At 74.9% G+C, this 11,618-nt stretch carries 11 protein-coding genes; 2 read left to right on the plus strand and 9 right to left on the minus strand.

Annotated features, from left to right (window positions below):
• Window positions 1–209 precede the first annotated feature (209 nt).
• The 4 genes from ACFQ3T_RS29045 to ACFQ3T_RS29060 are packed head-to-tail and all read right to left on the minus strand — an operon-like array spanning window position 210 to window position 2,531.
• Window positions 210–461 carry a hypothetical protein gene (locus ACFQ3T_RS29045; RefSeq protein WP_380727984.1) on the minus strand — a complete coding sequence of 84 codons (252 nt, stop codon included), beginning with the start codon at window positions 459–461 and terminating at the stop codon, window positions 210–212.
• On the minus strand, window positions 449–727 hold the full coding sequence (locus tag ACFQ3T_RS29050; protein WP_380727986.1) for a YbaB/EbfC family DNA-binding protein: 279 nt from the start codon (window positions 725–727) through the stop codon (window positions 449–451). Before ACFQ3T_RS29050 ends, ACFQ3T_RS29045 begins: the two co-directional genes overlap by 13 nt.
• Window positions 724–1,743 carry a CHAP domain-containing protein gene (locus ACFQ3T_RS29055; RefSeq protein WP_380727988.1) on the minus strand — a complete coding sequence of 340 codons (1,020 nt, stop codon included), beginning with the start codon at window positions 1,741–1,743 and terminating at the stop codon, window positions 724–726. The genes ACFQ3T_RS29050 and ACFQ3T_RS29055 overlap by 4 nt, the downstream gene beginning before the upstream one ends.
• Window positions 1,743–2,531: a type VII secretion target gene (locus ACFQ3T_RS29060; protein WP_380727990.1), complete on the minus strand. Its 789-nt coding sequence runs from the start codon at window positions 2,529–2,531 to the stop codon at window positions 1,743–1,745. The genes ACFQ3T_RS29055 and ACFQ3T_RS29060 overlap by 1 nt, the downstream gene beginning before the upstream one ends.
• Window positions 2,532–2,648: 117 nt before the next feature.
• Here ACFQ3T_RS29060 and ACFQ3T_RS29065 point away from each other — a divergent pair, with 117 nt between their 5' ends.
• Together ACFQ3T_RS29065 and ACFQ3T_RS29070 are read left to right on the plus strand one after the other, a co-directional pair.
• A complete protein-coding gene (locus ACFQ3T_RS29065; RefSeq protein WP_447009983.1) occupies window positions 2,649–3,968 on the plus strand; it encodes a replication-associated recombination protein A in 1,320 nt (439 codons plus the stop codon).
• Window positions 3,969–4,083: 115 nt separating this feature from the next.
• Complete coding sequence (locus ACFQ3T_RS29070; protein ID WP_380727994.1) at window positions 4,084–4,809, plus strand: SAM-dependent methyltransferase; 726 nt, start codon at window positions 4,084–4,086, stop codon at window positions 4,807–4,809.
• Between the two features lie 68 nt (window positions 4,810–4,877).
• On the opposite strand, the gene ACFQ3T_RS29075 is transcribed toward ACFQ3T_RS29070, so the two are convergent.
• From ACFQ3T_RS29075 to ACFQ3T_RS29095, 5 genes are all read right to left on the minus strand, one after another.
• Window positions 4,878–6,623, minus strand: a complete 1,746-nt coding sequence (locus ACFQ3T_RS29075) for an IucA/IucC family protein (RefSeq protein WP_380727996.1) — start codon at window positions 6,621–6,623, stop codon at window positions 4,878–4,880.
• Entirely contained in the window at window positions 6,620–7,912 is a 1,293-nt protein-coding gene (locus ACFQ3T_RS29080) for a lysine N(6)-hydroxylase/L-ornithine N(5)-oxygenase family protein (RefSeq protein ID WP_380727998.1), read from the minus strand. Before ACFQ3T_RS29080 ends, ACFQ3T_RS29075 begins: the two co-directional genes overlap by 4 nt.
• Entirely contained in the window at window positions 7,909–8,487 is a 579-nt protein-coding gene (locus ACFQ3T_RS29085) for a GNAT family N-acetyltransferase (RefSeq protein WP_380728000.1), read from the minus strand. The genes ACFQ3T_RS29080 and ACFQ3T_RS29085 overlap by 4 nt, the downstream gene beginning before the upstream one ends.
• Complete coding sequence (locus ACFQ3T_RS29090; protein WP_380728002.1) at window positions 8,484–10,355, minus strand: IucA/IucC family protein; 1,872 nt, start codon at window positions 10,353–10,355, stop codon at window positions 8,484–8,486. Before ACFQ3T_RS29090 ends, ACFQ3T_RS29085 begins: the two co-directional genes overlap by 4 nt.
• Window positions 10,352–11,618: pyridoxal phosphate-dependent decarboxylase family protein (locus tag ACFQ3T_RS29095; protein WP_380728004.1), on the minus strand; the 1,267-nt coding region annotated here is incomplete at its 5' end. The genes ACFQ3T_RS29095 and ACFQ3T_RS29090, both read right to left, overlap by 4 nt.

An 11,618-nucleotide genomic window follows, 5' to 3' on the forward strand; every position in this document is an offset into this window, starting at 1 on the left:
TCGACGCCGGGGTGATCGACGAGCTGCCCGAGTGGCTGCCGGCGCCGCCGCACGTGGCCGCCGCGCCGGCCGCGCCGCCCCGCCCGGCGGACGAGGAGCCGGTGCACCAGCCGAAGCTGTCGGAAGACGCGTGGTGACGCGGACCCCGCCCGCGTCATCACGCCGCAGTACCGCCCCGGCACCCGGCCCCACGTCACCACTCCGGAACGTCAACCCAAGGCTTCCGCCGGCACGACCTCGCCCACCACCGCCAGCCCTTCCGCCAACGCCGCCGCCGCGGCCTCCTCGGCCAGCTCCCGCACGATCGCCGCGAGCCGTCCGGGCGGCAGGTCCAGCGCCTCCCGCGTGAAGGACAGGTCGACCAGCTTGCCGTGCAGGTCGACCACCACCGCCACGCCCGACGCCGAAGCCGTCCGCCGCACCGCGTCCAACCGCTCACCGAGCCCCATCACACCCGCCACGTCTCGGGAGTGGTCTCCTCCACCGACTCCACCAGCTTCGCCTCCACGTCCAGCCCGAGCGCCGCCACGTCGTCGCCCACCGCGTACCGGGCCCGCGCGTTCGCCCGCGCCGTCGCCGTGTCGACCAGGCCCAGGATCGCGTTCGCCAACCCCGACGGCCCCAGCCGCAGCGACCGGGCGTCCAGCACCAGGTCCCGCAGCCCGCCGCCGGGACCGACCTCCACCGAGATGCCCCGGTCCGGGTCCTGCGCGTGCGCCGTGATCACGGGTGCACCCCGCCGTAGAACGTGGCCGAGCTGAGCTTGTGCGTGTTGCGCCGCACGCTGTCGCCCGAGTTGCCCTCGATCAACGTCACCGTCCCGTTCGAGACCTTCTCCACGATCCCGATGTGCGTGCTGGTGGACGGGCTGCTCGGCCCGCTGCCGAACAGCAGCACGTCACCGGGCTTCGCGGCGCTCAGGTTCGTGTACGCCTTGCCGCGCCGCTGCCCCCACCGGTACACGTCGCCGGTGAACGGCAGGATCGGGATGTCCACCCCGGCCTTGCGCCACATCGCCGTGGTGAACGACGAGCACCACGCCGCCGTCGGCCCGTACGGGTTGCGGTTGCTGCCGGGCGGGTTCTCGCGGGTGCCCAGCTCGCGCCGGGCCGCCGAGATGATCGTGCGGGACCGGCCCCGGGCGCGGACGTTGGACGGGCGGGTGCGGCCCCGGGCGCGGTCCGGGCGGCCGTCCGCGACGCCGTCGTGCTCGACGTCCTTCTCCAGCGCGCGCAGCTTGCGGGCGGCGTCCACCAGCTCGGCCCGCACCTGCCGCACGGTCGCCGTGGTCTCCTTGGTGTACCGGGGTTCCAGGTCGGCCGCCGCCGCGACGGCCTTCAGCAGCGCGGCCCGCGTGCCGACGGCCACCCCGGCGTCCAGCAGCCGCACGGCCTGGTCGAGGTACTCGTCCACGGCCTGCCGCGCCCGCGCGTGCCCGGTGGCCAGCGCGCTCGACACGCCGGCGACGATCTTCTCCGCGTCGCGCGCCGCGTCGGCGGTGACGCGCAGCTGCCGGCCGAGCCGGCCGGACCGCTTCTCGAAACCCTCGGAGTTGTCGCCCTTCCAGTGCTCCAGCACGGTCCGGGCGGCCTTGTGCTGGTCCTCGTGCCGGTCGGTGAGCGCGGACGCGGTCTGGTGCAGCGCGTACTGCGCCTTCACCGCGTCCTCCACCTTGCCCGCCAACGAGTTCCGGTGGCCGATCATGCTCTCGGCGAAGTGCCGGGCCATCGCTCGGGTGTCCACTACCCTTCCCCTCCACCGCTGATGAGGCGTCCGCCGCCGAGCGAGCGGGCCGTGTCGTCGTCCTGGTCCCGGTAGGCCCTGGCCGAGCGGCCGGCGGACGTGGCCAGCGCGTCGGTGTTGTGCGCGACGGCCTTGACCTGCTTGCGCAGCGCCGCGCCGAAGTTGTCCAGCGCGTCGGCGAACCCGGACTGCCTGCCGATCCGCCCGAAGCTGTCGTCGGCGATCTCCCGCACCTCGCGCACGTGCCGCCGTCCGAGGGCGGTCAGCTCGTCGGCCGTGTTCCGGGTCCGCCGGGCGTAGTCGCGCAGCACGCCCACGTCGACGGAGAACCCGCCGCCCCCGGAGCCGCCGCCGCGGGGACCACCGCCGCGCGAGCCGCCACCCCCGCCGCCACCCGAGCCGCCCCGCGACCCGCCGCGCTTCATCGCCTCGACGCCCCGCCGCGCCTCGTCCAGGTGCCGCTTGTAGGCGCCGCTCGTGTACGTGGTCCACGGCGTCCACGACCGGCCGTCGCCGGAGATCCGGTTGGCGGCCCGCGCGTTCACCGCCGGGTCGAACAGCTCCCGGTTCGAGTCCAGCCCGAACTCGCGCAGCCGCGCCGGGCCCAGCGAGCCCAGCATGTTGACCTGCCACAGCCCGTAGGAGTTGTCCGGCGGGGTGGCGTTGTGCGCACGGGGGTCACCGCCGGACTCGGCCAGCGCGACCGCCACCGCGATCGTCAAGTCCTGCCCGCGGAACCCCGCGTCGTGCGCGTGCCGGGCGATCTGCTCCGGGCTCAGCCTGCTCATGCCGCCACCCTGCACCGGAGGTGACCTGCGGCGGAACCGGCGTTGCACGCTCGGACAGCGGTTGTGCACGGGCGAGCTACAGTCGAACACGTGAACGAAGGGCTGTTCGACCAGGGCTTGTTCGGCGTCGACCCGGAGGAGAAGGCCGCGCGCATCGCCGCCAACGCGCCGCTGGCCGTGCGGATGCGCCCGCGCACCCTGGACGAGGTCGTGGGGCAGGACCACCTGCTCGGTCCCGGCGCGCCGCTGCGCAGGCTGGTCGAGGGCTCGTCGCCCGCCTCGGTCATGCTCTACGGCCCTCCCGGCACCGGCAAGACGACCCTCGCCACGCTCGTGTCGCAGGCCACCGGCCGACGGTTCGCCGCCCTGTCCGCGTTGTCGGCGGGCGTGAAGGAGGTGCGCGCGGTCATCGAGGAGGCCCGCCGCCGCCTGGTCCGCTCCGGCGAGTCGACCGTGCTGTTCATCGACGAGGTGCACCGGTTCTCCAAGACCCAGCAGGACGCCCTGCTCGGCGCGGTGGAGGACCGGATCGTGCTGCTCGTCGCGGCGACCACGGAGAACCCGTTCTTCTCCGTCGTCTCGCCGCTGCTGTCGCGGTCGCTGGTGCTGCAGCTGCGCCCGTTGACCGACGACGCGGTGCGCGTGCTGGTCAAGCGCGCCGTCGCCGACGAACGCGGCCTCGGCGGCTCGGTCACCGTGGAGCCGGACGCCGAGGACCACCTGGTGCGGCTGGCCGGCGGCGACGCCCGGCGCGCGTTGACGGCGCTGGAGGCCGCGGCCGACTCGGTCGGCCCGGGCGGGGTGCTCGACCTGGCGACGCTGGAGGCGACGGTCGACAAGGCCGCCGTCCGCTACGACCGCCAGGGCGACCAGCACTACGACGTGACCAGCGCGTTCATCAAGTCGATCCGCGGTTCCGACGTCGACGCCGCGCTGCACTACCTGGCCCGGATGATCGAGGCGGGGGAGGACCCGAGGTTCATCGCCCGGCGGCTGGTGATCCACGCCAGCGAGGACGTCGGCATGGCCGACCCGACCGCGTTGCAGACCTGCGTGGCCGCCGCCCAGGCCGTGCAGCTCATCGGCCTTCCCGAGTGCGCCCTGAACCTCGCCCAGGCCACCATCCACCTCGCCACCGCGCCCAAGTCGAACGCCGTGACGACCGCGATCGGCGAGGCCATGTCCGACGTGCGCAAGGGCGCGATCGGCTCCGTGCCCGCGCACCTGCGCGACGGCCACTACGCGGGCGCGGCGAAGCTCGGCAACGCCCGGGGCTACCGCTACCCGCACGACGTGCCGGAGGGCGTGCTGACCCAGCAGTACCCGCCGGACGACCTGGTGGGACGCGACTACTACGAGCCCACCGGCCGCGGCGCCGAGCGCGTGATCGCGGAACGGCTCCCGAAGCTCCGCAAGGTCGTCCGCGGTCAGGAGTAGCCCGTCGGGGGTGTTCGCCCGGAGACGACGTCCGGCACGTGGGCTGTCGGAGCGCGCTGCGCGACCGCGGCGAAATCGGTTATGCCCGAGACCGCGAAGAGGCGATCATGGCCGGATGGACGCCCCGCTCAACGGTCACACCTACCTCGACTTCAACTCGCCGCTCTCCGACGGGAAGGCGCACGAGCTGATCGGCAGCCTCCACCTGGGCGCGGGCGCCACCGTGGTCGACTACGGCTGCGGCTGGGCCGAGTTCCTGCTCCGGGCGGTGGAGCACGAGCCGAACGCGCGCGGCCTCGGGGTCGACAGCGACGACCACGCCATCGCGCGCGGCCGGGCGAACGTCGAGGCCAGGGGGCTGGGGTCCCGCGTCACGCTGGAGCTGGCCGACGTCACCACGTGGCAGGCCGAGCCCGCGGACGTGGCCATCAGCATGGGCGCGTCCCACGCGTGGGGCGGCACGGCGGAGACGCTGGACGCCCTGCGCGACCGCGTCCGGCCCGGCGGCACGCTCCTGCTCGGCGACGGCTTCTGGGAGCGGCCGCCGAACGCGCGGTCGGTCGAGATCTTCGGCGACGGGGAGTTCGGCACCTTCGCCGAGCTGGTCGACCTGGCGATGGCCCGCGGTTACCGCCTGCTCAACCTGGCCACCGCCAACGCCGACGAGTGGGACAGCTTCGAGTCGCGCTGGTGCGCCGCCCGGGAGCGCTGGCTGCTCGCGAACCCGGACCACCCGGACGCCGCCGAGACCCGCCGCGTCGTCGACGACCACCGCGACGGCTGGCTCCACGGCTACCGCGGGCACTTCGGCTTCGCCTACCTCACCCTGGCCCGCCTCTAGGACTCCGGCCGCCTCGCCCGGCCGGGGATACCGGGCGAGGCGGCCGAGCCTCGCCGGTGGCGCGTGCCTCACCAGCCGTCGGGCGGCGGGATCGGGGGCACGTCGTGCAGCGGGTTGGGGAGGGTGCCGGTCCTCGGCACCGGCGGGCGCGCCGTCAGGTCCCGGTAGCCGAGGGTGATCCGGTAGCCGTTGAGCGGGTAGCGGAGGAAGTCGCGGACGGTAAGGGAGCCGGAGTCCACGCGGTCCGCCAGGGTGGGGAAGCGGTCGCGGTAGGCGTCGACCTCGCCGCGCACCATGCCCCAGAACCGGTCCTCGGCCAGCGGCAGCAGGCGGGACAGCGGGCGGAACACGCCGACCAGCAGGGCGTCCACGATGTACTGCCGCAGCACGGGCCACGGCTTGCGCGGCAGCACGGGGTCGTGGGCGTCCGGTTCCAGCCCGCGCGCCGGCACCCGCTCCACGGACACGTTCACGTCGTCCACCAGGTCGAGCAGGGCCACGCGGACCGGCACGTGGTCCGCGTCCGTGATCACGACGACGTTCTCGCCGTGCGGGTTGAAAGTGATCCCGTACGTGTACAGCACGTGCAGCAGCGGTCGGAACAGGGCGCGCAGCAGCGCCGCGAACCACACCGCCAGGTCGGTGTCGCCGATGTACTCCGCCACCAGCGGCCGGCCCGTGCGGTCGACGTGCAGCAGCGCCGCCAGCGACCACGACCGCTCGCCGGGCCGCAGCGCCACGGGCGCCCGCCAGATGCACCCCATCGTCTCCAACCACTGGTACGGCACGTCGCCCGCGCGCGACAGCTGCGGGTGCCGGACGGTCACGGACGCGACCTCGCCCAGCAGGTCCGTGCCCCACTCGCCGAGCAGCTTGTCCGCCCGCCACAGGCCGGCGAGCCACTGCGTCACGACGGGCGCGGCGAGCGTGCAGTGCGGCGGGATGCCCCGGTACACCGACGTGTTCAGCACCTTCAGCGGCAGCTTCACCTGGTACCGGTCCGGCGAGTCCACATTGGACATCGTGCGGATCGCCTGGGTGGGCAGGTACCAGTCCGGGGCCTCGCCCAGCTCCACGATCCGGCCCGTCGCCAGCTCCGGCGCCCACAGCGTGCGCACGACGTGGTCCAGCTGCCACGGGTGCACCGGCAGCCACACGTAGGCCTCGGGGTCGACGCCCGCCTCCTGCACCGCGTCGGTGAACCGCTCCACCGTCGCCGGGTCCAGCTCGCGCGCCCGCACGCCGTCCTCGGACAGCTCCGACGTGCCGCGGAACTCCGCCAGCCCCCGGTGCACGGCCAGCCACGGCAGCCGCACGGGCGTCCGCGACTCGGGGCTGTGCCGCGCCACGTCGTCCGCCGAGAACCCGAGCCGGCCCTTGTTCGCGATGAGCCACGGGTGCCCGGTCAGGTGCCCGTCCAGCTCCGCCCGCGGCAACGCCGCCAGCTCCGCCGCGGGCCACGCGGTCGCGGCCAGCGCCACGTCGGCGGCCAGCGTCGCGGTCACCTCGGCCAGGAACCCGGCGGTCGTGGCCGGGTCGACGCGCAGGAACCGGAACGCGTCCACCACGAACCGCTGCACGTCGTCGCACGGCTCGACCACCGCGTCGCCGAGAATGCCCGACGCCGCCCGCCGGACCGACCCCGGCTCCACCGCCCACCCGCCGAACGCGGTGCGCGTCGCCGAGAACGTGTAGACGACGTCGTCGAACCGCAGCTCGTAGCCGGGGTCGGGCCGCAGCAGCCCTTCGAAGCACAGCTCGCCGATCGCCTTCGCCAGCAACGCCGCCGAGCACTCGCGCCACAGGTCGGTCACCGTCGTCTCCCGGTTGCCTCGTCGTTCGGGGCGCCGAAGCTCGTGTACGCGGTGTGCTTCGGCAGCGGGTACACCTCGCGGCCGGTCACCGCGTTGACGATGGTCGCGTTGCGCACCGCCCCGATGCCGAGGTCGGGCGCGGCGACGCCGTGGCTGTGCAGGTCCGCGTTGGCGACGAACACCCGTCCGGTGACCGACGGGTCCAGCGAGATCGAGTGGTCGAGCGCGACGACGTACCGGCCCTGGGGATCGCGGCGCACCAGCGGTTCCAGCGGCGCGAGGAACGGCGTCGGCGCCTGCCGGTACCCCGTCGCCGCGACGACCAGGTCGGTGTGATGGCGGAACGTCCGCCCGGTGTCGCGGTGCACGCACGTCAGCACCACCTCGCCGGAGTCCGCGGCGGCCGACTCCACGGTGACGCCGGGCCGCAGCTCGACCGGCGCGAGCCCGTGCTCCCACTCCCGCCGGTACAGCAGGTCGTGCAGCTCCTCCAGCGTCTCCGCCGAGATCGCCCGGTAGTGCCGCCAGTGCTCGGCCCGCACCGCGTCCCGCCGCTCCTGCGGCAACGAGTGGAAGTGCCGCACGTACGACGGGGTGGTCATCTCCAGCACGAGCTTCGTGTAGTCGAGCGGCGCGAACACCGGCGTGCGGGTCAGCCACGTCACCGCCGGCCCGCCGGACAGGTTGCGCCGCAACAGGTCCAGCACCACCTCCGCGCCCGACTGCCCGGAGCCCACCACGGTCACCCGGTCGGCCGACGCGGTCCGGTGCAGGTAGTCGGCGGTGTGCACGACCCGGTCGCCGAGCCCGGCCAGCGCGGGCGGCACCGACGGCGTGGTCCCGACCCCGAGCACCAGGTGCCGGGCCGCCACCTCGAACCGCTCGCCGGACACCACGAACCGGTCGCCGTCCCACCGCGCCGACGTCACCGGGTGCGAGAACCGCACCGGCAGCCGGGCCGCCGCCCACCGCAGGTAGTCCTCGTACTCGCTCCGCGTCGGGTGGAACCGCTCGCGCACGTAGAACGGGTACAGCCGGTCCGCGTCCCGCAGGTAGGCCAGGAACGACAGCGGGTGCGTCGGGTCGACCAGCGTGACCAGGTCGGCCAGGAAGCTGACCTGGAGCACGGCGTCGGGGAACATCACCCCGCTGTGCCAGCGCAACTCCGGCCGCGCCTCCAGCACCACCACGTCCAGGTCGTCCACAGTGGACGCGAGGGCGGCCAGCCCGAGGTTGAACGGGCCGCACCCGATCGCCACCACGTCCGCGACCGGCCCGGCGGCGGTCATCGGGTCCGCACCATCAGCAACGCCACCTTGTCCGGCAGCAGCACCTCGCCCACCGGCTCGAACCCGCCCGCCCGGAACGACGCGATCGCCCGCCGGTTGCGCACGTCCGGCTCCAGCAGCACCCGCGTGCAGTGCGGGTCGGCGTCGAACAGGGCCTTGGTCAGCACCGGCAGCAGCGTGCGGACCAGCCCGCGGTCGGTCATCCCCAGGTCGCCGACGGCGACGTGCAGCCCGAGGTCGTGCGCGCGGGCCGGGTAGACCTCGGCGACGACGTCCCGCGCCGCCCGGTACACCTCCAGGTAGATCACGGGGTCGTCGCGCTTGCTGACCAGCACCGGCAGCGAGTGCCTGCCCCCGCGCTGGCGGCGCAGCTCCGCCTCCCACTGGTCGCGCGGCCACGCCTGGTGCCAGAACGCGGCCACGTGCGGCGCCTGCATCCAGCGGTGCACCACGTCGAGGTCGCGGCTGTCGGGGTCGACGGCGCGGGCGTGCCAGCCGTCCGTCAGCACGGGCAGCGGGGGACCGGGCACGCCGGACAGGTCGTCGGCCGGCCGGTAGTCGTCGAGGTGGGTCACCGGGCGCACCTGCCCTCCCGCAACGGGTTGGGGGCGTCGAAGTACACCGACTGGGCGTCCAGCGGCGCCAGCACCTCGTCGATGCCCGCGAGCCGGGTCAGCAGGTTCGCCTTGCACGGCAGCAGGTCCGCGGTGAGCCACCGCCGGGCCAGCCGGTCGCCGTCCGGACCGGCCTCGGCCAGCGCCGGCAGCGCCGCCTCCAGCCGTGACGCCATCACGCCCAGCAGGTCCCGCTCGTCGGCCAGCCCCTCCACGCCCAGGCAGCCGATCACCGCCAACGCCTGGTTGCGCAGCAGGTAGTAGGTGAGCCGGTCGTCCACCACCGCGTCGTCCACCACCGCCAGCGTCGACTCGGCCACGCCGAGCCGGTCCAGCACCGCGGGCAGGTGCGACGACGCCAGGTAGTAGCCCTGGTTGTCCCGGTACCGCCCGCCGACCACCCGGCCCGCCGGGTCGAGCCGCACCAGCGTGTTCTGCTGGTGGGCCTCCAGCCCGATGCCGGTCTCCGCGTACAGGCGCAGCATCGGCACGAGCACCCGGTCGGTGTAGTCGGCCACCCACTCGGCGGCGTTCAGGCGCAGCACGAGCTCGCCTAGCAGCGAGCGCCCGATGCCGGGCCGCGGCGCGACCATGCCGGCCAGGCAGCGGGAGTCGCCGAGGTCGTCGGGGACCTCGCGCACGGCCACGTCCAGCCCGGTCACGTCGCCGCCCTCGTCCACCGCGAGCCACGCCGGGTCGCGGACGACGCTGAACTCGGGGTGCGCCTTCTCCGTCCCGGCCGCGTAGCCCGACTCCAGCAGCAGGTGGACCTCGGAGCCGCGGCGCAGCTCCGTCGCGGTCGACTCGCGGCGCGAGTTGGTGATCCGCAGGCCGAGCGACAGCTTCAGCATCACCGGCGCGCCGGTCCGGTACACCGTGCGCAGGCTCGACGTCGGCGACCAGGCCGGGCCGAACTCGCCGAGCGGCTCCAGCAGCCCGCGCGAGATCAGCGACGCGATGCGGGGCCGGCGCAGCAGGTCGTGCGCCTGCCACGGGTGCGCGGGCACGAGCACCCGTCCGCGTTCCGGCGCGCGCCCGGCCAGCGTGGACATCAACGTGACGGCGTCCGGCCCGGCGACCGAGCCGTGCGACACGACCTCCTCCGCGGCCGAGAACCAGAACAGCGGGAACGACCCGCGCAGCTCCGGCGCGTACCGGGCGTTGTCGGCGTCGGACAGCCCGTCCCGGCTCTTCGGGGCGGGGTGGTGCAGGTGCCCGAGCAGCAACCGCTGCTCGCTGTCGAGGAACCGGTCCGCCGGCCCCACCGGCTCCCGCCGCCGGAAGGCGACGAACTCCGCCACCCGCCGCACGGACTCCGCGGTCCGCTCCACCAGGTCCGCGACCGCCGGTGCCGAGTCCGCCCGGTCCGTGCCTGCCCGGTCCGTGCCTGCCTCGTCGGGTCCTGCCTCGTCGGGTCCTGCCTCGTCGGGTCCGGCCTGGTCGGCCGCCGCCTGGTTCGCCAACTCCGCGCCGACCAGCGCCACCGCCACCACCGGGTCCGCCGGACGACCGGCGAGCGTCACCGGCCCGAACCGGTGCCACCCGGTCGGCGACGCGTACCGCACCTCCGCCTCCAGCGGCAGCCCGAGCACGTCGATCCGCACCCGACCGCCCGCACCACCGGCACCGCGCGCACCGCTCGGACCGGCCGAACCACCGCCACCGCCCGAGCCGGCCGAACCACCGCCACCGCCCGAGCCGCCGGCATCGCCCGAACCACCACCCACCGGCACGTTCCGCTCCCGCACCCAGCAGCGCAACAACGCCTCCAGGTGGGCGTGCGCCGCGGTCGACCGGGGGTCGCCCCCCAACGGGTCCTCCGCCTTCATGCCGCTCCCTCCACCAAGCGTTCCGCGGCCGATCCGGCCGCGCGGACCAGCGCCAGCAGCGCCACCAGGTCCGCCTCCCGGGTGTCCGGGTTCAGCAGGGTCAACTTCAGGCACGTCGCCTTGTCCACCTCGGTGCGCCCGATCAACGCCTCGCCCGCCCGCAGCAACGCCCGCCGCAGCCGCGCGTTCACCTCGTCGCTGCGCGCCTCGTCGGCCGGCCGGTACCGGAACACCACCGTGGTCAACGTCGCACCGCCCACCAGCTCGAACGACGGGTCGGCGGCGATCAGCGCGGCGGCGTGCCCGGCCAGCTCGTGGCACCGGTCCACCAGCGCGCCCAGACCGGCCCGGCCCAGCGCGAGCAGCGTCGCGGCCACCTTCACCGCGTCCGGCCGACGCGTCGTCTGCACCGTGCGGCCCAGCGTGCCGTCGTAGCCCTCGGCCCGGTCGTCCTCCGGGTTCAGGTAGGCCACCGACCGCTCCAACGGCCCGAACGCCGACGCCGACCGCACCAGCAACACGCTCGCCGCCGCCGGCTGCCAGCCGATCTTGTGCAGGTCCGCCGTGACGGAGTCGGCCAGCGCCAGGCCGTCCACCAGCCCGGCGAGCTTGGCCGAGAACAACGCGCCGAACCCGTAGGCCGCGTCGACGTGCAGCCACGCACCGTGGTCGCGGGCGATCGCGGCGACCTCCGCCAACGGGTCGACCGAGCCGAAGTCGGTGGTGCCGGCCGTCGCCACGACCGCGACCGGCGTGCCGCCCGCCCGCAGCATCGCCGCCAGCGCGTCCGGCCGCATCCGCCGGTGCGCGTCCACCGACACGGGCCGCACGGCGTGCTCGCCGATCCCCAGGGCCGCGCACGCCCGCTGGACGGAGAAGTGCGCGAGCTCCGAGCAGAACACCGCGGGCTCGGGTAACGCGGCCACGCCGTCGGACCGCACGTCGAGGCTGCGCCGGGCCGCCGCCGCGTCCCTGGCCAGCAGCAGCGCCGTCAGGTTGGACAGCGTGCCGCCGGGCGTGAACACGCCGTCGGCGTCCGCGCCGAACCCGGCCAGCCGCGCCAGCGCCGCCACCACCCACCGCTCCACCGCGAGCGCCGCCGGTCCGGAGTCGTACGTGTCGAGGGACGCGTTGCCCGCGCTCGCCAGCGCGTCGGCCGCGACGGCCACGGCCAGCGGCGGCGGTTGCAGGTGGGCGGCGGCGAACGGGCTGGTCAGGTCCACCCCGTACGCGGCGAGCACCGCGGTCACGCGGGCCAGCGCG

Source organism: Saccharothrix hoggarensis, from assembly GCF_042678885.1.
GTDB classification, from domain to species: domain Bacteria; phylum Actinomycetota; class Actinomycetes; order Mycobacteriales; family Pseudonocardiaceae; genus Actinosynnema; species Actinosynnema hoggarensis.

Coding starts and splice junctions, on each gene's coding strand:
- ACFQ3T_RS29060 (WP_380727990.1), bottom strand. CDS start 2,531: ATGAGCAGGCTGAGCCCGGAGCAGATCGCCCGGCACGCGCACGACGCG.
- ACFQ3T_RS29080 (WP_380727998.1), bottom strand. CDS start 7,912: ATGACCGCCGCCGGGCCGGTCGCGGACGTGGTGGCGATCGGGTGCGGC.
- ACFQ3T_RS29090 (WP_380728002.1), bottom strand. CDS start 10,355: ATGAAGGCGGAGGACCCGTTGGGGGGCGACCCCCGGTCGACCGCGGCG.
- ACFQ3T_RS29070 (WP_380727994.1), top strand. CDS start 4,084: ATGGACGCCCCGCTCAACGGTCACACCTACCTCGACTTCAACTCGCCG.